This is a genomic window from Leclercia tamurae, from assembly GCF_025566055.1.
Taxonomy (GTDB): domain Bacteria; phylum Pseudomonadota; class Gammaproteobacteria; order Enterobacterales; family Enterobacteriaceae; genus Enterobacter; species Enterobacter tamurae.
Map to the genome: position 1 here is coordinate 202,823 of NZ_JAMHKS010000076.1, position 21,629 is coordinate 224,451.

The 21,629-nt window shown below is 55.9% G+C and carries 20 protein-coding genes and 5 tRNA genes; 7 read left to right on the forward strand and 18 right to left on the reverse strand.

Annotation, left to right across the window (positions count from 1 at the left end; translation table 11 throughout):
• Nucleotides 1-49: 49 nt before the first annotated feature.
• A tRNA-Ser gene (locus M8318_RS17185) sits at nucleotides 50-139 on the reverse strand.
• Nucleotides 140-232: 93 nt separating this feature from the next.
• On the opposite strand from M8318_RS17185, the gene mtfA reads away from it, so the two are divergent.
• Together mtfA and M8318_RS17195 are read left to right on the forward strand one after the other, a co-directional pair.
• On the forward strand, nucleotides 233-1,030 hold the full coding sequence (gene mtfA / locus M8318_RS17190) for a DgsA anti-repressor MtfA (protein ID WP_262663669.1): 798 nt from the start codon (nucleotides 233-235) through the stop codon (nucleotides 1,028-1,030).
• 100 nt (nucleotides 1,031-1,130) lie between these two features.
• A tRNA-Asn gene (locus tag M8318_RS17195) sits at nucleotides 1,131-1,206 on the forward strand.
• A gap of 59 nt (nucleotides 1,207-1,265) precedes the next feature.
• On the opposite strand, the gene M8318_RS17200 is transcribed toward M8318_RS17195, so the two are convergent.
• The 6 genes from M8318_RS17200 to nac all read right to left on the reverse strand — a co-directional run bounded on the left by M8318_RS17200 (nucleotide 1,266) and on the right by nac (nucleotide 4,781).
• Complete coding sequence (locus M8318_RS17200) at nucleotides 1,266-1,598, reverse strand: type II toxin-antitoxin system PemK/MazF family toxin (protein WP_262663670.1); 333 nt, start codon at nucleotides 1,596-1,598, stop codon at nucleotides 1,266-1,268.
• Nucleotides 1,599-1,856 (reverse strand): AbrB/MazE/SpoVT family DNA-binding domain-containing protein, encoded by a 258-nt coding sequence (locus M8318_RS17205; protein ID WP_262663671.1) that lies wholly within the window; start codon nucleotides 1,854-1,856, stop codon nucleotides 1,599-1,601.
• 105 nt (nucleotides 1,857-1,961) lie between these two features.
• Nucleotides 1,962-2,264 (reverse strand): helix-turn-helix domain-containing protein, encoded by a 303-nt coding sequence (locus tag M8318_RS17210; protein WP_262663672.1) that lies wholly within the window; start codon nucleotides 2,262-2,264, stop codon nucleotides 1,962-1,964.
• 3 nt (nucleotides 2,265-2,267) lie between these two features.
• On the reverse strand, nucleotides 2,268-2,621 hold the full coding sequence (locus M8318_RS17215; RefSeq protein WP_262663673.1) for a type II toxin-antitoxin system RelE/ParE family toxin: 354 nt from the start codon (nucleotides 2,619-2,621) through the stop codon (nucleotides 2,268-2,270).
• 195 nt (nucleotides 2,622-2,816) lie between these two features.
• Nucleotides 2,817-3,767: an HTH-type transcriptional regulator Cbl gene (gene cbl, locus M8318_RS17220; RefSeq protein ID WP_262663674.1), complete on the reverse strand. Its 951-nt coding sequence runs from the start codon at nucleotides 3,765-3,767 to the stop codon at nucleotides 2,817-2,819.
• Nucleotides 3,768-3,863: 96 nt separating this feature from the next.
• Nucleotides 3,864-4,781, reverse strand: a complete 918-nt coding sequence (gene nac / locus M8318_RS17225) for a nitrogen assimilation transcriptional regulator NAC (protein ID WP_106993448.1) — start codon at nucleotides 4,779-4,781, stop codon at nucleotides 3,864-3,866.
• Between the two features lie 319 nt (nucleotides 4,782-5,100).
• Here nac and M8318_RS17230 point away from each other — a divergent pair.
• Nucleotides 5,101-5,176, forward strand: a tRNA-Asn gene (locus M8318_RS17230).
• Between the two features lie 90 nt (nucleotides 5,177-5,266).
• Here M8318_RS17230 and M8318_RS17235 read toward each other — a convergent pair.
• The 5 genes from M8318_RS17235 to ldtA all read right to left on the reverse strand — a co-directional run bounded on the left by M8318_RS17235 (nucleotide 5,267) and on the right by ldtA (nucleotide 11,128).
• A complete protein-coding gene (locus tag M8318_RS17235) occupies nucleotides 5,267-5,797 on the reverse strand; it encodes a fimbrial protein (RefSeq protein WP_262663675.1) in 531 nt (176 codons plus the stop codon).
• Between the two features lie 40 nt (nucleotides 5,798-5,837).
• Entirely contained in the window at nucleotides 5,838-6,794 is a 957-nt protein-coding gene (locus M8318_RS17240) for a fimbrial protein (RefSeq protein WP_262663676.1), read from the reverse strand.
• Nucleotides 6,778-9,312, reverse strand: coding sequence for a fimbria/pilus outer membrane usher protein (locus tag M8318_RS17245; protein ID WP_262663677.1), 2,535 nt, complete (start codon nucleotides 9,310-9,312; stop codon nucleotides 6,778-6,780). The genes M8318_RS17240 and M8318_RS17245 overlap by 17 nt, the downstream gene beginning before the upstream one ends.
• 9 nt (nucleotides 9,313-9,321) lie before the next feature.
• Nucleotides 9,322-9,999 (reverse strand): fimbrial biogenesis chaperone, encoded by a 678-nt coding sequence (locus tag M8318_RS17250; protein ID WP_408612321.1) that lies wholly within the window; start codon nucleotides 9,997-9,999, stop codon nucleotides 9,322-9,324.
• 172 nt (nucleotides 10,000-10,171) lie between these two features.
• Nucleotides 10,172-11,128 carry a L,D-transpeptidase gene (gene ldtA, locus M8318_RS17255; RefSeq protein WP_262663679.1) on the reverse strand — a complete coding sequence of 319 codons (957 nt, stop codon included), beginning with the start codon at nucleotides 11,126-11,128 and terminating at the stop codon, nucleotides 10,172-10,174.
• A 234-nt stretch (nucleotides 11,129-11,362) separates the two neighbouring features.
• Between ldtA and shiA the strand changes: the two genes are divergently transcribed.
• The 3 genes from shiA (at nucleotide 11,363) to M8318_RS17270 (ending at nucleotide 15,989) form a co-directional block, all read left to right on the forward strand.
• Nucleotides 11,363-12,673 (forward strand): shikimate transporter, encoded by a 1,311-nt coding sequence (shiA, locus tag M8318_RS17260; protein WP_262663680.1) that lies wholly within the window; start codon nucleotides 11,363-11,365, stop codon nucleotides 12,671-12,673.
• Nucleotides 12,674-12,743: 70 nt separating this feature from the next.
• The gene (locus M8318_RS17265) at nucleotides 12,744-14,198 is read left to right on the forward strand and encodes an AMP nucleosidase (protein ID WP_262663681.1); all 1,455 of its coding nucleotides are present in this window, start codon (nucleotides 12,744-12,746) and stop codon (nucleotides 14,196-14,198) included.
• A gap of 18 nt (nucleotides 14,199-14,216) precedes the next feature.
• The gene (locus M8318_RS17270; RefSeq protein ID WP_262663682.1) at nucleotides 14,217-15,989 is read left to right on the forward strand and encodes an aminopeptidase P family protein; all 1,773 of its coding nucleotides are present in this window, start codon (nucleotides 14,217-14,219) and stop codon (nucleotides 15,987-15,989) included.
• 81 nt (nucleotides 15,990-16,070) lie between these two features.
• On the opposite strand, the gene M8318_RS17275 is transcribed toward M8318_RS17270, so the two are convergent.
• Together M8318_RS17275 and M8318_RS17280 are read right to left on the reverse strand one after the other, a co-directional pair.
• Nucleotides 16,071-16,146: transfer RNA gene (locus M8318_RS17275), tRNA-Asn, on the reverse strand.
• 80 nt (nucleotides 16,147-16,226) lie between these two features.
• On the reverse strand, nucleotides 16,227-17,735 hold the full coding sequence (locus M8318_RS17280; protein WP_262663683.1) for an EmmdR/YeeO family multidrug/toxin efflux MATE transporter: 1,509 nt from the start codon (nucleotides 17,733-17,735) through the stop codon (nucleotides 16,227-16,229).
• A 161-nt stretch (nucleotides 17,736-17,896) separates the two neighbouring features.
• Between M8318_RS17280 and M8318_RS17285 the strand changes: the two genes are divergently transcribed.
• Nucleotides 17,897-17,972: transfer RNA gene (locus tag M8318_RS17285), tRNA-Asn, on the forward strand.
• Between the two features lie 110 nt (nucleotides 17,973-18,082).
• On the opposite strand, the gene M8318_RS17290 is transcribed toward M8318_RS17285, so the two are convergent.
• The 4 genes from M8318_RS17290 to dacD all read right to left on the reverse strand — a co-directional run bounded on the left by M8318_RS17290 (nucleotide 18,083) and on the right by dacD (nucleotide 21,514).
• Nucleotides 18,083-18,418, reverse strand: coding sequence for a DUF496 family protein (locus tag M8318_RS17290; protein WP_103180181.1), 336 nt, complete (start codon nucleotides 18,416-18,418; stop codon nucleotides 18,083-18,085).
• Between the two features lie 167 nt (nucleotides 18,419-18,585).
• On the reverse strand, nucleotides 18,586-19,644 hold the full coding sequence (locus tag M8318_RS17295) for an FUSC family protein (protein WP_262663685.1): 1,059 nt from the start codon (nucleotides 19,642-19,644) through the stop codon (nucleotides 18,586-18,588).
• A gap of 102 nt (nucleotides 19,645-19,746) precedes the next feature.
• Nucleotides 19,747-20,220, reverse strand: a complete 474-nt coding sequence (gene sbmC, locus M8318_RS17300; RefSeq protein ID WP_262663686.1) for a DNA gyrase inhibitor SbmC — start codon at nucleotides 20,218-20,220, stop codon at nucleotides 19,747-19,749.
• Nucleotides 20,221-20,341: 121 nt separating this feature from the next.
• Nucleotides 20,342-21,514, reverse strand: coding sequence for a serine-type D-Ala-D-Ala carboxypeptidase DacD (gene dacD, locus M8318_RS17305; protein ID WP_262663800.1), 1,173 nt, complete (start codon nucleotides 21,512-21,514; stop codon nucleotides 20,342-20,344).
• Nucleotides 21,515-21,629 lie beyond the last annotated feature (115 nt).

Sequence of the window (21,629 nt, forward strand, 5' to 3'; positions counted from 1 at the left end):
AGGATGTCTGACGAGAAAGCTAGCGGAAAGACTGACTGAAGAGATAAAGTGGCGGAGAGAGGGGGATTTGAACCCCCGGTAGAGTTGCCCCTACTCCGGTTTTCGAGACCGGTCCGTTCAGCCGCTCCGGCATCTCTCCGTTTTGATGGTTGCCATGATGCCGCGTAATTTGGCATTTTAACAGACCATAACCGTTCAATTTTGTTCAAGTGACGAGTTTGCGAGCAAAGCGATGATTAAGTGGCCCTGGAAATCGAATGAATCCGCCCGAAGCGCGGCACTGCCGTGGGAAGAGGCGCTGGCGATCCCCGTCCTGTCCACTTTATCGGATGAGGATAAATCGCGTCTGGTGCAGCTTGCCATACGATTCTTACAGCAAAAACGTCTGGTCCCGCTCCAGGGTTTTGAACTCGACGATCGCAGGAGCACCCGCATCGCCCTGCTCTTTTGCCTGCCGGTACTGGAATTGGGTATCGAGTGGCTGGATGGTTTCCATGAAGTGTTGATCTACCCGGCGCCGTTTGTGGTGGACGACGAATGGGAAGATGACATCGGGCTGGTGCACAGTCAGCGGATGGTGCAGTCTGGCCAAAGCTGGCAGCAGGGGCCAATTATCCTCAACTGGCTGGACATTCAGGACTCGTTCGACGCATCCGGTTTTAACCTCATCATTCATGAAGTGGCGCACAAGCTGGACACCCGCAATGGCGATCGCGCCAGCGGCGTTCCCTTCATCCCGCTGCGTGAAGTGGCTGGCTGGGAACACGATCTGCACGCCGCGATGAACAATATTCAGGATGAGATCGATCTGGTGGGCGAAAGCGCAGCCAGTATTGATGCCTATGCCGCCACCGATCCCGCCGAGTGCTTTGCGGTGTTATCGGAATATTTCTTCAGCGCGCCCGAGCTTTTCGCCCCCCGCTTCCCGGCGCTGTGGCAGCGTTTTTGCCAGTTTTATCAGCAGGACCCGCTGCAACGGTTACGTGAAAATGACGGCCAGAGCGGAGATCCCGCAGCACAAGTACACTAAAGCAGCACTCTGAGGCTTAATTAATCAATTGAATCAGCGCGTTGAATTTAGTGTTGACACAAAATCCCGGGGCCATTAACATGCGCCTCGTTCACACGATTCCTCTGTAGTTCAGTCGGTAGAACGGCGGACTGTTAATCCGTATGTCACTGGTTCGAGTCCAGTCAGAGGAGCCAAATTAAAGAAGCCCGCTTAAGGAAACTTAAGCGGGCTTTTTGCTTTTCTGGATTTTTCGTCATGTTAACAATGTACCGAGCCTCGCGAGTACCTCATTCATGACGCTATCCGGCACACGCTCCAGCTTTACGCCATGTCGCGCGCCCATGTCAATCGTCCGGGGCTGATCGCAGCGAATCACACCCGTTGTTTTTAAACCCGCTTCATCCAGAGAGACCGCAAAACCGGCGGTACGAGCGAACTTTCCGCCAGTGGTGACAGGAACCACAACAGGCAAGCGGGTGAGATGATTGAACGCTGCGGGAGAAATGATAAGCACCGGGCGTTTTCCACTTTGCTCATGTCCGGCGGTGGGATCAAGTGAAACGAGCCAGATTTCCCCTCTGTCCATTTACAGGATCTCCTTTCCGGCAGCAGGCCCATCGATCCATTCCCGGTCTTCTTCACTGAGTTCGGCCTGCGGATCGCACTGTGCCAGCAGTTCAGCCAAAGAATAATGCGGACGTTTTTGCGGTTCAACGATCAGACAGCCCTTATCAATAGTCACGCCGACCTCGCTGTCTGGTTGCAGTCCCAGTGTTTTCAAAACCGCAGGAGGCACTGCCAGCATGACAGAGCCACCCACTTTCTTCAAACGCGTTGTGTACATAGAATTCCTCCAGATATTATATTTAAATATAACACTGGGGTTTACTGATGTACATTTTCCAGGCAGGATCATTACGCTCTCCTTAGAGTAATGGTTTAGGCAGATTTAAAGCGCGAAGCCGTAATGGGAGCCATCCGGCAGATCGACCTCGACGCGCAGTTTTCCTCCAGCCGCTTCAACATAGCGTTTCAGGGTGGAAAGCTTGATGTCACGCCCGGCCTTTTCCATCCCCGCCACCGTTGGCTGCTTTAAGCCCAGCGCCTGAGCCATTTCGTTCTGCGTTTTATTCACTTTCTCACGCAGTTCAGCCAGGTGGATGTTGAGAAGCATCTCCTCCGCTATAGCTTTGGCGGCCTGTACTAACTCGGGTTTTTCCTCTGCAAGCAGCTGTTCCAGCGTTCTGCCCATACCTCACTCCTTTCCTTCTTTTGTCTTCAGATAAGCCGTTAATTCACGATCCGCCAGCGGGATCATCTCGTCATAGAAGCGCTTTTCGTTCCCGGCTTTGTTACCCGCACAAAGGATAATTCCTGTCCGGAATGGATCGAATGCGAAGAATGCCCGCAAGGGCTGACCACAACTCTGCACCCGCAACTCTTTCATATTGTGATAGCGGGAACGCTTGATGGTATCTGCCCAGGGTCGCGGCAGCAGCGGGCCCTTTGTCTGCAATACAATTAACGCCGCCAGCACAGCACTACGTTCCCGGTCATCCAGCGAACATAACCAATGATCAAACGTATCCGTCGTTTCAATCTTCCACACACGTCCTCCCTGATAATATAGGTTAAAATCTATATAGGTTAAAGCCTATATAGAAATTATCTTTTTCATCGGGAGGAAGAAAGTGTGGCTGAGAGAAACTGGACGAGAATTCGCAAGAAACTTCATCATGCAATGTAACTGCGTTCACCGCCGGAAGCGGGGTAGAAAAAACCCCGCGATGCGGGGTCGGTTGGGCTAGATCTGATAATCAATCGCCGCTTCTTCCGGCTCCATGACCTGACGCTTGATCTCATCCACCGAGAGCCCGGCGTTACAGAGTTCGATAAAGCGCCAGACATAGTTGCGCTGGAGTTGGCCGCGCTTAAGCCCGAGCCAGACGGTATTGGCATCAAACAGGTGCCGGGTATCGAGACGCACCAGGCTGCCCTGCTCGTGCTCGCCGCCGGACTGTTCGGCCACCAGACCAATGCCCAACCCCAGTTCGACGTAGGTTTTGATCACGTCGGAATCCTGAGCGCTGAGTACCACATCCGGCGTCAGGCCTTTGCGGTTAAAAGCCTCGTCAATGCGCGAACGCCCGGTAATACCCTGACGGTAGGTAATTAATGGCCATTTGGCGATAGCGTCCAGAGTCAGCGGAGAGACCTGGGTCAGCGGATGGTCGACAGGCAGCAGCAGGCTGTGATACCAGCGGAACCACGGGAACGCGGCCAGCAGCGGGTCGTTGCTTAAACGCTCGCTGGCGATACCGATATCCGCCCCGCCGTTTTGCAGCAGGACTTCTATCTCCTGCGGCGTGCCCTGGATCAGCTCCAGTCGCACGTCGGGAAACAGCTCGCGGAAGGCCTTAATCACTGGCGGCAGACTGTAGCGGGCCTGAGTATGGGTAGTGGCGATGGTCAATACGCCGGAGGCATCGTTGGTAAAGAGATCGGCCAGGCGGCGCACGTTGCTGGCTTCATTCAGAATGCGCTCAGCAATGGTTAACAGCGCTTTGCCGGGCTCGGTCATTCCCAGCAGGCGCTTGCCGCGACGAATGAAGATCTCAATGCCCAGCTCCTCCTCCAGCTCGCGAATATGACGGCTGACGCCCGACTGGGAGGTATAGAGCATGTTGGCGACCTCGGTCAGGTTGTAATCCCGACGGGCCGCCTCACGGATGATTTTAAGTTGCTGGAAATTCACGGTTCACTCCGGCGGATCTGACATGACGCTATTGTTAGAGCGTGCCCGCCGTGAGAACAAATAATAAAAACCCGCAACTTATACCTTTATGGAATATCAGCTGACCAGCTGCAGCTCGCGGTTCTCCAGTGACGGACGGCTTACCAACGACATCAGGATCTCTTTCACCGCCTGTGCCTGTGGTGTCAGCGCGCCGCGCGCCGAGACGTTCAGCGACAGTGGCAGGCTCATTGACGGTGAGGAAATCCGCGCCATCCAGCCGTTGGCGGCGCTGGAGAGCGAGCGGGCTGCCGATTCAGGCAGTACCGTTACGCCCATTCCGCTGGCAATGGCGGCGGTCAGCGTGGAGATAGAGTCGATCTCGCCGATGATTTTGGCCGTCAGGCGACGCAGGGAGAAAGCCTCGTCAACGCGCAAACGCACGGCGCTGTAGTCGCGAGGTAAGAACAGATTCATCTCGGCCACCGCGGTTAAATCCACGCTCTGTCCCGGACAGTCGCGCGTTCCCACCAGGAAGAGATCTTCTTTCAGCAGCGGCTGGCTGGTGATGCCTGCCACCGGCGAGCGGTCGTAAAGCACCGCCATATCCAGTTGCCCGCCGAGCAATTTATCATTGAGCGCCGAACCGCTGTTCTCGTGGAGATAGACCAGTACCTCTGGCAGCTCAGCGCGTACCGCCTGCAGCAGCGGCATGGTGACCGACGAGGCCGCTGTGCCCGGCGCCAGGCCAATCGACACCTGCCCGCTCAGCGTCTGCCCGACATTACCCACCGCCAACTGTGCCTGTTCGCACTGGCGCAGAATGGTACGGGCATGGGTATAGAGGATCTTACCCGCTTCGGTTGGCGTCACGCCGCGTTTCGTGCGGATCAACAGCTGTTGATCCAGCTCACCTTCCAGAGTGGCCACCTGCTGGCTCAGTGCCGGCTGTGCGATATGCAACACTTCAGCGGCCTGGGTCAGGCTACCGATATCGACGATTTTTACGAAATATTTCAGTCGTCTTAAGTTCATTTTGCCCCCTGTACGAAATGCGTTGCCGGTTCCGGCGCGAATGTACTGAGGGTTTTGCAAGATGCTTGCCAGTTTTTAAAAGAGGTCCGATAAGTCCGCTAAGCCGCGGAAAATAAGGAAATCTAATCATTGCCCACGCTTTTAAACATGAAACAGTGGTTTATGATCTGCCCCATTCGGGGTATATGCGCACCAAAAATGTGCAATCCGTGGTTGAAAACGCCACTTTGCTGATTTTGTCAGCAAACGATTCAGACAAGCAGGATCACCCTTTGACAAGTGCAGGCGACGCCGCTAATATTCGCCCCGTTCACACGATTCCTCTGTAGTTCAGTCGGTAGAACGGCGGACTGTTAATCCGTATGTCACTGGTTCGAGTCCAGTCAGAGGAGCCAAATTAAAGAAGCCCGCTTAAGGAAACTTAAGCGGGCTTTTTGCTTTTTGGCTTTTTTATGTAGATGCCGACAGCGTCGGCATCACCGGGTTTACTGATATTCGAAAGAGGCCACGATCGCTGAAGAGACGTCGCCAGGCATAACGGCTCCTGTCTTTGAATAAACGCGCGCCTGAAGTTTAAAGGTTGTACTCCCCTCTTCTACGGCACCGGTTAATGAGCTGTTATTACTCAGAATGGTTCCCGTGGTTTGCTGAGATAACTCAACGGCAGTATTGGCTGCCGGTTGCCCCGCGTTATTTGCCCACTTAGTGGCATCTGTTGCGTCCGGGGTGCCGGTAAAAGTCACTTTGACGTTAGAGGTACTTGCCGGGCAACCGGTGACCGGTAAATCGAACATCGTCATTGCCGAACCCGAGCCTGCCTCTTTTAAAGAATCCGCCTGAAGGGATTGCCCTAAGTCGACGTTTAACGCATCGGAGCCACCATTCAGCGTTTTACAAGGAGAAGCAATCACTTTACCGGTAACGTTGATACTGACGCTATCTGTTGCCGCGTAGATATTGCCAGCGAAAAGAACAGCAGAAATGGATGCGGTCAAATAACATAAACATTTTTTCATTTTAGCCCACCTTGGCATGATGTTGAGACATTACAGAATGTCATTGATATGTCAGCGTCAGCGTAGCGGAAGTATTCGCTTCACCGACAGTGACAGAATTTCTGGTTTGATAATATCGGGCCGTAATGGGAAAGGATTCTTTCCCGCCGCTGGATGTTTTTAACGCCAGCCTGGTGTTAATAATGAGGGGTTTACCGTCATACAATAATTGCACTCCAACCCCTTGCGCGGTATTCGCGCTGCCTTGATTGTTTAACGCCATTACGCTGGCATCACTGACATCCGGATTTTGCTGTCCGTTCAGGGTGACTTTTATATTGGCAGAGGGATCGCAATCTAACCCCAGATTCTGGGTACTGGTGTTCGCTGGCGTAAATCCTGGTGCGGTACCAAAATCCGCTTTCGAAACAGTGCCTATCGGAAAGGTTAAATTAGGCGTAGTGACTGAACAGGCCACCTGGGTGATGCTTCCCCCGATCATGTTAATGGTCATGGGCGTAATACCCGATACTGTCCAGGTGCCAATTTGGCCAGTAGTAAATTGACCCGACTGAATATCACCGGTTTTATACAGGGTATAGCTAATCGGGGGGAGATGCACAGCGCCCGATCCCGTATTATCGGTGGACGGCGGATTATCCAGATATCCCCACGAAACATCTACTGCAATAGCCACACCGGGAATATTGGTCGCATAGGCATGGTTAATTGATGTCGCTACGCCACCAAGGTAAACCATTTTATAATAGTTAGTATTGGTCTCACCGTTACATTCCAGCAGCTTTTGCCCCGTCCCCGTTGAGCCTGAATATATCACCGAGCCAACGGGCATATCCCTTTGCACTATAACGTTGTTGGGAGAAAAACTCAGGGTCTGGGGCCCCTGCCCATCGGCAAATAAACACTCAGCAAACACATTAAAGCTGGAACACCACAGTAGCAGTATCAGGAATGCGCCAAAGATTTTAGCGACAATCATTTTATTTGCATATTTCATTGCTTAACACCACTCCGGAATCCGCTTCTGCTTTATGAAGTACATAATTAACCCGGCACTGTTCATTCGCTTCCATACCCCAGCGTGCAAGTAGCTCGCCGCTGTTTTCGAGTCCGGTAAGGTAGACCTGGCCCTGGTCCCCCACAATAAATCCGCCAGAATGTGGGTCTGTAGCAAACGTCACCGTGGCCCCAAAAGGAACAAGTTGCCCATTTTCCCGTGTCAGGGTCATTAATACGCGGGTACCCACGTTAGCGATATATTTCGCCCTGACCACCGCCCCGCGCGTGGGAATAACCGTCTGGGTCGTTAATTGCAGTTCAACGTCATCAGGCAGGGTTTCCGTGTCCAGGCTCAGGCTGTTCTTGCGATACGGCGACACGTTGCTGGCGACGGTATAACCCCGAAAATCGGTTTTCACGCCGGTCTGGCCCGTTACGCCCACGCCCGATGCGCCCGGGGCTTTAATCAACGCAATGGTTTCACCAAATGGTTGCGCCAGCGTCACGCCGTTGGCATGAACCAGTACCCCGCCATTCAGGCCGTAGTTCATCCGCTGCATATTTTCGTCGGAGCTGTAGCCGCCGGTCACTTCACCATAGGTGCCGTGATAATCAGCGCTAAGATTGCCGGTATGACCTGATCCGTCATTGCCATACCCTTGCTGAACACTCCAGCTCAGGGCATTTTCCTGCAGCGCCGTGCCACTCAGACCCACCGTGTGGGTGGTATTCCCTTTCTTGCTGGTATTCAGACTGTAGCTGGCCCAGGTATTACTCAGGAATCGATCTAAAGGAATGCTGATATTTAACGCCAGGATCTGGTCTTTATCGTAGGTTTTATCCCCGCCGTTGCCGTCTGCGCTCGCATTGTTGCTGTAGGTATAACTCAGCCCCCAGGTGATACCGTTCCATGCGTTGTTATAACTGACGCTGTACGAACTCATCGTCTTGTCAGCATTCCAGTACGCTTCCCGGATGGCGCTGCCGGTAAGTGAGCCGAAGGCCGGGCCCAGCGTCTGATTCAGCGTCACTTCAGCGCGGTTACGCCGATGATCCAGCAACGACGCATTCTCGCTGTCGGCATCCAGTACTTCCTGCATACCGTAGTAGCCTGCGGTAGAGTAGCGATAGCTAGTCGCAGAGAAATTGGTGCCGGTATCGGTAAAGTTTTTGCTGTAGCGCACGCGCCAGGCTTGCCCGCTCGTTTGGCTTATCGTCTCAGGCTTCGACCGCGCCTGGGTGACATCCACAGACAACGCGCCGAACTCCCCCATATTCTTACCCACACCCATCGCATATGACTGATACGGGCTGGACGCCTGGATGCCACCGTAGAGAGTGAAGCCCTTCGGCAGACCATAAATGGCGGTTCCCTGCATCAGCGGGCGCTTTTCAACCTCGCTATCGCTGGGACGATATTGTCCGCCCGTCAGACTGTATTTCAGTCGTCCTTCTCGCTGCAGAACGGGTACAGAAGCATAGGGCACCACAAAATCATGCACGCTGCCGTCCGCTTCCTTAACGGAAACGCTTAAATCACCTGCGCCACCGGTGGGGTACATATCGGTAATTTCAAATGCGCCCGGGGCTACATAACTCTGGTAAATGATGTAGCCATTCTGGCGGATAACCACCTGGGCACTGGTACGCGCAATGCCGCGCACCACAGGCGCGTAGCCTTTCTGGCTATCGGGCAGCATTTCATCGTCGGAGGCCAGCTGGCCGCCGCGAAAGGGAATACTGTCAAAAACATCGGAAGGCGATGAACTGTCGCCGAGCGTCAGCTGGCTTTTCAGAGGGACAATGTTGCGCTGGGCATAGGTATAAACCGTATCCCACTGCGCTTTGCCGTCGGTATCGCGGCGCCAGGTGATGTAATTACGCAGGCGCCAGGGGCCGATATTGATTCCCGGGCGCAGGTTGGCGTACTGGCTATGACTGTTATTCGTCATGCTGTTTCTGCCCCAGGTGTTATCCCCGCTGATGCTGTAGTTCAGCAGCAAGGCGTTAATGCCTTCGTCCCACATTTCCGGTGCGACATACCCGCGCGCCTGTGACGTGAGCGCCGCCTGCGGAAAACTTAACAACAGCTTTTGCGCACCGAAGATAAAATCGGCAGACGCGTGCGGAATGGCGGCAAAATTGACGCATTCGCGGTCTTTATTCAGCTCTGGAAACAGATCGGTTTTGACACCATAACTTTGCAGCAAACCTAAGGAGAGGCAAGGCTGGAGGCTGTGATCGCCCTCGGCAGTGGCAACCGATTTAAATTCAATTTCCCGGGAGTCTACCGTCTGATCGTTAACGACTACCTCAACGCGATAGTTACCCGGCACCTGCGCGCCCCGCGCAAAGGATGAGAGATCAACGCCTTTCATGGAGGGATTGCCCACTTCCAGCAGTGCCGGATTAAAATACTCCTCTGCACAGGCATTTTGCATGACACCGGGCAACGCCAGTGCAATCAAAACGGCCAGACGAGTCGGTGGTAACAAGGAGTATAATATCGTGCGCATAATGAGTTTTTAATTAGCGACGCGATGGGTCGCACCGACGCCACCAAAGTCATTGATCAGCTTGAAGGTGACGGGCCCGGAACTGACGCCAGCTGGCAGAGAAAACGTCGCCGATGCCCCCGGTGCCACCCAGGTCGGTTCAGGCACTTTTTGTCCCGCGACGGTAATCTCATTAAAATTCATATAATAATTTCCCGGGTTACTCACTGAAATGTGATTCCCGGTTATTGTCCATTTCAGTTTTTCAGCAAAATCTTCCGGGTCTTTTCTTTTTAAAGAGGCAGGACGATAAATTAATTTGATGCGCGTTTTCACCGCAATCTGCAGCGAATTCGCCTTTTTTTCTGCGGCAGGAATAGCCTTGATATTCAACCAGTACATGGATTCTTTCGTGTCCGGCAAATTCCCCGCACGGACTATCCGCATTACATTCTCCTGTCCGCGGTCCAGCCGGTACAGAGGTGGTGTAATAATAAAGGGGATTTTCCCGCCGCTATTGTCCAGGTTATCAAACCATGACTGAATAAGATAAGGAACATTATCCGGATTTGAAACGCCGATCGCCGCTTCTTTTTTCCCGCCGTCGTAAATCACGCGCGTTCCACCGATATTAACGCCCGCATAGACTGACGATGCGAAAAATAGCACCAGCAAACCTGGAAAAAGGTTATTCCTGAAACGTCTCATAAATATCTGTGGTTTTAATAGGCTGATAAATAAGTCGGCAAAGTATTTATCTTTTCATCCAATCTCACAATCAAAGCCCAGCGTAATTTTACGCTAACAGAGGCTTTACCTACCTGAAATGCAAAAGCCCGCTTAAGAAGAGTTAGCGGGCTTTTTGCTTTAACTGTCTGTTTTACTGGCTGGAGGTCATCACCAGCGGCGTGCTTTGCGCCCCAAAGCCGATATTCACCGGCATTCCCGAGCGACGCTCCAGCGCCCCGCTCACCCGCACGGCATCCACATCAGCCCCGTTGAGCTGCGCGCGTAACGCAGGCGTCATCGGCAGGGGCACTTTGTTGGTGGATTCAAACTCCGCGCGATTACGGGACAGCGGTTCGTGGACTTCCACCCAGCGGCTGCCGTCCGGCTCGGTGGTCACTTTCACCGGCTGATCGATCAGCTGTACCCGCGTCCCCACCGGGACATTATCGAACAGGTACTTAATATCGTCGTTACGCAGACGTATACAGCCCTGGCTGACACGCAGCCCGATGCCAAAGTTCGAATTGGTGCCGTGAATGGCGTACAGCCTGCCAATATAAAGGGCATACAGACCCATCGGGTTGTCCGGGCCAGCGGGAACAAAGGCTGGGAGGGTTTTGCCCTCTTTAGCGTAGGCACGACGGGTATTGGGCGTTGGTGACCAGGTTGGCCCGTCCTGTTTGCGCTCGACGGCGGTGACCCAATTACGCGGCGTCTCCCGCCCGGCTTCACCAATGCCGATAGGGAAGATCTCCACGGTGTTGCCCTCTTTTGGGTAGTAGTACAGGCGCATTTCCGCCACGTTCACTACGATCCCCTCCCGCACCGTCGGCGGTAAGATGATCTGCTGGGGCACCACCAGCTGCGAGCCAGATTTAGGTAAAAACGGATCGGCACCCGGGTTGGCCTCCAGCATATTGCTCAGCCCCTGCCCGTACTGCGCCGCAAAGGCTTCTAGCGGCAGCCTGTTGTCAGCCGGAACGGTGATCGTTTGTGGGCTCCCCACCAGGCGACTCCCTTCAGGCGGCAACGGGTAACTCACCGCCAGCGCACTCTGACTGACCAGTAATGCGGCAAAACAGCCCAAAACAGTACTACGACGCATCATTCCCTTCCTCTGTCGCTCCACGTATCAGATAAGCATAGCCTTGTTGCTGCGTTTATCGCCAGATAACAACGCATCATGTCGATAAATATCACCCGTTTAGCTCACGCCGGGATAAAAACGTTTGCACCTGCCTGCTGTCGGGGTAGTCTCATACCCGTCGCTATTTTCAGGCGGCCGCAATGTGAGTGATCTTCTCCCTATACCTATAAGAAAATAACGTCAGACAGGACCACTATGGACACCACCCTCGCATCCCCGTCCCCCGATGGGACAACACCATCGCTTCATCGTGCGCGCCGCGCGGCCCTCGGCAGTTTTGCCGGTGCGGTTGTCGACTGGTACGATTTTCTGCTGTACGGCATTACCGCCGCACTGGTCTTTAACCGCGAATTTTTTCCGCAGATAAGCCCGGCGATGGGCACGCTCGCCGCCTTTGCCACCTTTGGCGTCGGCTTTCTGTTCCGCCCGCTCGGCGGGGTGATCTTTGGCCACTTTGGTGACAAGCTGGGCCGCAAGCGGATGCTGATGCTGACGGTGTGGATGATGGGCATCGCCACCGCGCTGATTGGCATCCTGCCCTCCTTTGCCGCGATTGGCTGGTGGGCACCGGTGCTGCTGGTCACCCTGCGCGCCGTTCAGGGCTTCGCCGTCGGTGGCGAATGGGGCGGCGCGGCGCTGCTGTCGGTAGAAAACGCCCCGGCGCGCAAAAAAGCCTTCTACAGCAGCGGCGTCCAGGTGGGTTACGGCGTTGGTCTGCTGCTCTCCACCGGGCTGGTCTCGCTGATAAGCACCCTTACCACCGACGAGCAGTTCCTGAGCTGGGGCTGGCGGTTCCCGTTCCTGTTCAGCATTGTGCTGGTGCTGGCAGCCCTGTGGGTGCGTAAAGGGATGGATGAGTCCGCCGAATTTGAGCAGCAGCGTCAGCAACCCGCCGAGAAGCGCCGCCTGCCGGTGATGGATGCGTTGATCCGCCATCCGGGGGCCTTTCTGAAAATCATCGCCCTGCGCCTGTGCGAACTGCTGACGATGTACATCGTCACCGCTTTTGCCCTGAGCTACTCCACCCAGAACCTCGGCCTGCCCCGCGAGCTGTTTCTCAATATTGGCCTGCTGGTGGGCGGTATCAGCTGCCTGACCATTCCCTGCTTTGCGTGGCTGGCAGACCGCTTTGGCCGCCGTCGGGTCTATATCACCGGCGCGCTAACCGGGGCCCTCAGCACCTTCCCGTTCTTTATGGCGCTTGAAGCCCAGTCGGTGTTCTGGATTGTGGTGTTCGCTATCCTGCTGGCGAATATCGCCCATGACATGGTGGTGTGCGTCCAGCAGCCGATGTTTACCGAAATGTTTGGCGCGAGCTACCGCTACAGCGGCGCGGGTGTTGGCTATCAGGTGGCGAGCGTGGTGGGCGGCGGGTTTACGCCGTTTATTGCCGCCGCGCTGGTGACCTTCTCCGGCGGGGACTGGCACAGCGTGGCCATCTATCTGCTTGCCGGGTGTCTGCTCTCTGCCGCCACGGCCCTGCTGATGAAACCGGCTTCATCCTAATACTTTAGTTTCACATCCAGGTGACATACTATCGGTGAACGCCGTACACCTGTGGAACAAGGAGACAGAGATGAATAATAAGGGCTCCAGCCTGACCCCGGCTCAGGCACTGGAAACGCTGGATGCGCTGTACGACCAGGCGGTCAACGCCTTACGCAGCGCCATCAGCGACTATATTAAAGACGGAACGCTCCCGGATGCAGAGGCCAGAATGAATGGCCTCTTTGTTTATCCTTCCCTTTCCGTGACCTGGGATGGTAGTGCCAGTACTACGCCGAAGACCCGCGCCTATGCGCGATTCACCCACGCTGGCTGCTACTCCACCACCATTACCCGGCCGACGCTGTTTCGCCCGTATCTGGAAGAGCAGCTGACGCTGCTGTATCAGGATTACGGCGCCCACATCACCGTGGAGCCGTCGCGGCATGAGATCCCCTATCCGTATGTTATCGACGGATCCGAACTGACGCTGGACCGCTCCATGAGCGCGGGCCTGACGCGCCACTTCCCGACCACCGAGCTGTCGCAGATCGGGGATGAGACCGCCGACGGGATCTACCATCCGGCGGAGTTTTCGCCGCTGTCGCATTTTGACGCCCGCCGCGTCGATTTTTCGCTGGCGCGCCTGCGTCACTACACCGGCACCCCGGCAGAACATTTCCAGCCGTTTGTGCTGTTTACTAACTACACCCGCTATGTGGATGAGTTTGTGCGCTGGGGCTGTAGCCAGATCCTCGATCCGGACAGCCCGTACATCGCCCTCTCCTGCGCGGGCGGGATCTGGATCACCGCCGAAACCGAAGCACCGGAGCAGGCCATCTCCGATCTGGCGTGGAAGAAGCATCAGATGCCGGCCTGGCACCTGGTCACTGCCGACGGCCAGGGTATCACTCTGATTAATATCGGCGTGGGCCCGTCGAACGCCAAAACCATCTGCGATCACCTGGCGGTACTGCGTCCGGACGTCTGGCTGATGATTGGCCACTGCGGCGGGCTGCGTGAGAGCCAGCTGATTGGCGATTACGTGCTGGCCCACGCTTACCTGCGTGACGATCACGTCCTGGATGCAGTACTGCCGCCGGACATTCCAATCCCGAGCATTGCCGAAGTGCAGCGGGCGCTGTACGACGCCACCAAAGAGGTAAGCGGCATGCCGGGCGAAGAGGTTAAGCAGCGTCTGCGCACCGGGACAGTGGTCACCACCGACGACCGGAACTGGGAGCTGCGCTACTCGGCATCGGCGCTGCGCTTCAACTTAAGCCGCGCGGTGGCTATCGATATGGAGAGCGCCACTATCGCCGCCCAGGGTTATCGTTTCCGCGTGCCTTACGGCACCCTGCTCTGCGTCTCCGATAAGCCGTTGCACGGTGAAATTAAACTCCCGGGGCAGGCGAACCGTTTTTACGAGGGGGCGATCTCCGAGCACCTGCAGATTGGCATTCGCGCCATCGACCTGCTGCGTGCCGAGGGGGATAAGCTGCACTCGCGTAAACTGCGTACCTTTAACGAGCCGCCGTTCCGCTAATCATAAAAAAGGAAAGTTATGCAAACCACATCCCCGCTCTCTGTCCTGCGCCAGTGGCTTGAAACCCAGGCGCTGGACGGCATTATCGTCCCGCGTACCGATGCCTTTCAGAGCGAATACTGTCACCCGCATGACGACGTTCTCGCCTGGCTGACGGGCTTTGACGGCTCGGCGGGCCACGCCCTGATCCTGCGCGATCGCGCTCTGCTGTTTGTCGACGGACGTTATCAGGTGCAGGCCCGTGAACAGGTGGATCTGGCGGAGATTGAGATCCTGCATCTGCACAACGATCCGCTGCCGGAGTGGCTGGATCAGCATCTCGGTGCGGGCACCCGAATCGCCTTTGAAGCACTGCTGATGACCAACGCCCAGTACGAGGCGCTGAACGCCAGCCATTGCGAACTTGTCGCCCTGAATGATTCGCCGTTCGACAGCCTGTGGCAGGATCGCCCGGCCCCGCCCATGGGCGCGATCCGCGAGATGCCGGTTGAGATCAGCGGTGAAAGTAGCGCCGCTAAGCGCCAGCGCGTTGCCGCCATTCTGGCAGAACGCAATGCCGATTATCTGGCTATTACTCAGCCGGACAACATTGCCTGGCTGCTGAACGTGCGCGGCAGCGATATTCCGACGAGCCCGGTGCCGAACTCGTTTGCCCTGCTGAACCGCGACGGCGCAGTGGAATGGTTTGTCACCCCTGAGAAAACGCAGGGGCTTTCCGCCTCACTGCTTGAGAGCCTTGTGCAGGCTCCTGAAGCCGATTTTCTGCCGCGCAGCCAGCAGCTGTGCGCCGGGAAACGGGTGATGGTGGATGCCGATTCTGCACCTGTCGCCCTGCGCTTTGCCATTGAGCCGCAGGGGGAGATCCTCTGGCACGCCGATCCGATCACCGCCATGAAAGCGCATAAAAACCCCACCGAGCTGGCGGGCTACCGTGACAGCCACCAGCAGGATGGCGTGGCGTGGGTTAACTTCCTTGCCTGGCTGGCGCACGAGGTGCCCCGCCGCGAGGCTGCGGGTAATCCGCTCACCGAGCTGGAAGCGCAGGCGCAGCAGCTGGTGTTCCGCCAGCAGCGACCAGGCTTTATCGAGCAGAGTTTTGCCACCATTTCCGCCTCGGCCAGCAATGCGGCGATGTGCCATTATCACTCCAGCGAGCAGACCAATGCGGCCATTACCCGCGCCCATTTTTATCTGAACGATTCTGGCGGTCAGTACCATAACGGCACCACCGACGCCACGCGTACCCTGGCCTTCGGCCCCCTGAACGCCCAGTGTCGTTTGCACTACACCGCAGTGCTGAAAGGGTTCTTATCGCTTATCTCCCTGCAGTTCCCGTCCGGCACCTGCGGGCATCAGATTGATGCCTTCGCCCGCCGCGGGCTGTGGGAACTGGGGCTCGACTTTGATCATGGCACCGGACACGGCGTTGGCCATCAGCTGCTGATCCATGAGAACCCGCAGCGTATTGCGAAGAAGGTCAACCCGTGGCCGCTGGTGGCTGGCAATATCATCACTATCGAGCCGGGGTATTATCTGGCCGATGAGTATGGGATCCGCATTGAAAATCAGGTGGAGATTGTGGAGAGCCAGCCGGGCTTTTGCCGCTTCGCCTCGCTGACGCTGGCGCCGATCGACCTGAGCCAGGTGGAGCTGCATCTGCTCAGCGAAAAGGATATCCAGTGGCTGGATGCGTATCACCAACAGGTGCGGGAAATGCTTTCGCCGCACGTTAACAGCGATGCACGCCCGTGGCTGGTTGCGGCAACGGCGCCGGTGCGTGTGCAGAGATAGTGCGGCCTGATGCCCTCTCCCACAGGGAGAGGGAAAAAGCAAAAAACCCGCTTAAGTTTCCTTAAGCGGGCTTCTCTAATATGGCTCCTCTGACTGGACTCGAACCAGTGACATACGGATTAACAGTCCGCCGTTCTACCGACTGAACTACAGAGGAATCGTGTGAACGGGGCGAATATTAGCGATGCCACCTGGCGTTGTCAAAGGCAGATTGCAGATTTTGCATCGTTTGCCGATTTATTCCCCACTTTGCACATTCGCTACCCGTTCTGAGGCGGAAACCGCCACATTATTACGCTGTGGCCGCGGGTATTTCTGCAGCCAGCGCCCGCTGATCATCCGCCAGTAGAACAGTGCCCCGCGTACCGCCCAGTCGAGGAACATCCCCAGCCAGACCCCAACCACGCCCATACCCAGCATGATCCCCAGCGTGTATCCCGCGACCACACGGCAGCCCCACATGCCGAGCATCGAGACCCACATCGCGAAGCGGGCATCGCGCGCCCCCTTCAACCCGGCAGGCAGTACCCACGAGGCGGCCCAGATCGGCATAAAGGCCGCATTCAGCCAGAGCAGGATCACCACCACGTCCTTCACGTCCTGTTCCTGGGTATAGAATGACGCCAGCAGGCCGGCGAACGGCGCGGTTCCCCAGGCAATGGCGGTCAGACCGATCGTCGAGAGCCAGAAGACATGGCGCAGCTGACGCTCCGCCTGGCCGATCTGCCCCTTACCGAGCCGTTTACCGGTGATAATGGTGGAGGCAGACCCGAGGGCGTTACCCGGCAGGTTAATCAAGGCCGCGACGGAAAAGGCGATAAAGTTCCCGGCAATCACGTCGGTGCCCATCCCGGCCACAAACATCTGGGTCAGCAGTTTGCCGCTGTTGAACAACACCGACTCAATACTGGCGGGCACGCCGATACCCATCACTTCCCAGATAATGGCGAAGTTAAGCGGTTTGAAATAGCTCTTGATGCTGATGCGCAGCGACGGGTTAAAGCCCACCGCCAGCACCACGATAATCGCCACCGCGCCGATATAGCGCGAGATCGTCAGCCCGAGACCGGCCCCGACAAAGCCGAGCCCGTCCCATGAAAAAATGCCGTAGATCAGCACGCTGCTGATCATGATATTCAGGATGTTCATCCCGCCGTTAATCAGCAGCGGAATTTTGGTATTCCCTGCCCCGCGCAGCGCTCCACTGCCGATCAGCGCAATGGCCGCGGCCGGGTAGCTGAGCACCGTCATCTCAAGGTAGGACAGCGCCAGAGCTTTCACCTCGCCGGTCGCCTCGCCGGCCACAATATTGATGATCTCTTCACCGAAGTAGTGGATCACCGCCGCCAGCACGATGGAGAACAGGGTCATGATCACCAGCGACTGCCGGGCGGCAGCACGCGCGCGTCGGGGATCGCGTTTCCCCAGGCTAAAGGCCACCACCACCGTGGTCCCGAGATCGATGGCCGCAAAGAACGAAATGATCACCATGTTGAAACTGTCGGCCAGCCCAACGCCCGCCATCGCTTCTTTGCCGAGCCAGCTCACCAGAAAGGTGCTGAGCACCCCCATCAGCAGGACGCAAGTGTTTTCCAGAAAGATAGGCACGGCAAGGGGGGTGATTTCACGCCAGAAGAGAACCTTGTAACTCTTACGTTTGGCATACCAGGGCGTGCGCATCACGGCCTGGCGTAAAGCGGAGGTGACGTTCAAAATGGACCTTAGCGAGAAAAGTTGAAACTCCATTTCAAATGATGAGGGAGAAATGCAGATCCTGCAAAGTATTTCCCACAAAAATATGTTGGTAATTACGTCAAACTGACGACAGAATCAGCAGTTGATCGAAAGCGGGTAAGATCAGGTTTGACAAAAGTTTTTTCGCCGCTAAGATAACGCTCCACAACGATTCCTCTGTAGTTCAGTCGGTAGAACGGCGGACTGTTAATCCGTATGTCACTGGTTCGAGTCCAGTCAGAGGAGCCACATTTAAGAAGCCTGCTTTCGAGCAGGCTTTTTGCTTTTCCGGATTCGGTAAATCGCGGCCAAAAAAAAGCCCCCCGACAGATCGGAGGGCTTAGCCTTTTCAGCGGCGTTTATTCGCCTTTGGCTTCAGCGTGCTTCATCTCGCCCATGACTTTCAGCTTTTTCGAGATTTCACGACGTTCTTTAGAGATCTCAGCATTTTTGATGATGTAGTCGTCGACGCGGTCTTCGTAGTCGCTTTTCATGCTGGCGATGATGCCCTGGATAGCTTCAACGCTCATGCCTGGCTTGATGTAATCGCTCAGGTTATCCAGCAGCAGAACACGCTTCTGGTTGTCACGGATCTTCTTCTCAACGTCCTGGATTTCACGTTGCAGTTTGTTCTTGCGGCGGAACAGGCGGACGAATTCCAGAACATCCTGGAACGAAGGCTTGGTAGTTTCCATTTTTACACCCCTGATAATGTGAGATTCGGATTCGTTTAAACAACCGCGATGCCGTTAACCTTACTGACAGCGATTGCTGATGACAATAATTTTTCCTTTGTCCCTATCATAACCTCAATTTCTGCTGAATCGAAGCAGCAGCCATCACAACCGTGCATAGTCGCTTTTTATTTGCGCAATGCCCGGCAGATAAGATGTGACAACAGCTCCAGCTGGCGCGCAAGTTCCATGCTCAACCATACATAGCCGTGAATAGGCGTTTCCGCCACGTTTTCACTGCGTTGATCGTTGATTAGCTGCCGCAGCTCGGCAACGATTTCGTTCAGCCGCTCGGTATTGGCCAGAATCGGCTGCGGATTACCTTCATAGAGCGCGTGGGCGATGGTGAGCAGCGTCTGCTGCGTCATCTGCTGTGTCTCTTTTAAGGTCCGGGCATTCAGCATCACAAAGTGACTGGCCCGGGAAGCCCAATGGGCATTGATCTGTAGCTCCAGCATGCAGACCAGGTTGCGGCTGACGGTCTGGATCGCTTCGAAGATCGCTTTCTGAATATGGGTCTCTTTGCTGGCCGGGGTGATCAGGCCGCGCATTTTTACCACGTCGTTAAGGATGGTTTGCAGATGTTTTTCCAGCCGCGGACGCTCTACCAGGTTGGGAGAAAAGCCCGCCTGATAAACCCGGTTAAAGGCGGTGACGTAGTTCGCCATCTGGATACGCCAGTGCAGAAACGCCCGCTGCGGCCAGATCCCGGTAAACAGCATCGCCAGCAGGGAACCGAGGATCACGTCGCCGCTTCGCCACAGCGCGGTGTGCATATCCCCTTGCGGTGCGCCAATCACCACCGCAAGGGTGATACCAATCAGCAGCGCCTGATAGGGCCGCTTGCCGAGCGCCAGCCAGCCGCAGAGGAACATTGCTGCCGCGCACCACAGCAGCATCAGCGGTAGGGAGTACAGCTCCAGCTTCAGGGCTATCAGCCCCAGCGCCGAGCCCAGAATGGTGCCGCCAATGCGCTCAAAGGCGCGTGGTACCACGTTACCCCAGAAAGAGATGGGTCCCATGATCACCACCAGCGTAATCAGCGGCCAGGTGCCTTCCGGCACGTCCAGCAGACGCACCAGTAAAAAGGTGAGGATAAACGCCAGCGCGATACGGCATCCGTGCACGGTGCGGTAGTGGCGATACAGTCGGATTTCAAAGGGCGTCAGAGTTTTGTCGGGGCGCACACGCTCTCCAGCATTACGGCAAACCCTGATTGTACTGCGTTTTCTGCCGGTGCGGTGGCATCCGGCAGAAAAACCCTGTGAAGCGTAAGCATACGTGCAGCGTTACGCGACCCGGTTTTGGACCGGAATAAACATCTCGATATCCCAGTAGCCGTCGGCGTTACCGTCATTCAGGTAACGCTCGAAGCAGGGTTTCGGCGCAATCTGGTAATCGACATCTTCGAGCAGGCTGTCGAAGAAAAGGTTCCACGGCATGGCGAAGTCGTGATTCTCAACGCGGGCGGTGGCTACCGCGTAATCGCCTTCGGCCACTTCGGTGAGGATCACCCCTTCACTGTTAGCGGGGATGACAAAATCGTCTGGCACGGTGACAACCGTGTCGCAGCGTAACTTTTCCGCCGGGACTTCATCAGGATTATCGTAATAGACCGCCACCCACTCCAGCGGCTGAATATGTCGGCCATCTACCCACATCACCAGTTGCTCAAAACCCTGCTTAACGGTCTGCTCCCAGGGGCCAACCATATGAAAACCGGCGATTTTGCGTTTATTCTGGTGCTTGATGCTGTAGTCCATGCTGCCTCCGATTGGTTACTGTATATACATACACTATAATGCAGAGAAAAGCGGTTTAACAATAATGACCTGTCTATTATGCGAGCAGGCTCGCACAGTCGCCAGCCTGCTCATTCTGCCGTCAGGCTTTGTGGTGCAGATAGTCGCTCAGGCGTGAGAACATCCCACCTTTGCCCACGCTCTCCAGGGTCACCAGCGGCCAGTGGGCGACCACCTTATCGCGATCGTACAGCTCGATCTCCCCGACCCGCTGATGCGCGGCAATCGGCGCTTCAAGCTCCTTTTTATCCAGCACATATTTGGCTTTGATATTCGGCAGCTCCGCTTTCGGCAGCGCCAGCCAGAAGTCCTGATCGGTCCCCAGCGAAATCTGCTCTTTATCGCCGTACCAGATGCGCTCGATGCCCACCTGCTTACCGTTACGCAGGATCTGCACGGTATCGAAGTTCTGCTGTCCCCAGTGCAGGAGCTTGCGGGCCTGATCCTCGCGGCCTTTCGGGCTCTCGGCCCCCATGATGACGGCAATCAGTCGACGCTGCCCGTCCACGGCAGAGGCAATCAGGTTAAAACCGGCGCCGGAGGTGTGCCCGGTTTTCAGACCATCAACGCTGAGGGACTTATCCCACAGCAGGCCGTTACGGTTCTGCTGGGTGATGCCGTTCCAGGTCAGGCTCTTCTCGCTGTACATGTGATAAAACGCTGGCTCACCGTGGATGATAGCGCGGGAAAGCACCGCCAGATCGTATGCCGAGCTGTGCTGGCCCGGCGCGTCCAGACCGTGCACCGTTTCAAAATGGGTATCGCGCAAATTCAGCTTTTTGACGTAATCATTCATCATGGTGACGAACTGCGGCTGCCCGCCCGCCACGTAATCGGCCAGCGCCACGCAGGCGTCGTTGCCGGAGTCGACAATCAGGCCCCGGCTGAGGTCACGCACCGAAACCTGCTCGCCCGCCTTCAGGAACATCAGCGAGGAGCCGTTAAAAACCGGATTGCCCTTGGCCCAGGCATCCTGACCAACCGTGACCATATCGTCCGGGGTGATGCGATGGCTGTCGATGGCGCGATCCACCACATAGCCGGTCATCAGCTTGGTCAGGCTGGCCGGATTGCGCTGCTGATGTTCGTTGCCCGCCGTTAAAATCTGTCCCGTCGTGTAATCCATCAGCACCCAGGATCCGGCCTGGATAGCTGGCGGCTGCGGCGCATAATTAATCGGGTCGGCAGCCAGCGCGGAAGAAATGCTCAAAGTGAGTAAAGAAACAGCAATAAACAGACGGCGTTTCAACGGTATATCCTCAGGTCATTTAAAATCGTTGCCCTTTTTACGTAAGTTTTCCGCTGGATACCTGGAATAATTGCAAAAAAATGTGACAGTACGCAGGTTTTTTCCGGACGATGCCTCGCAA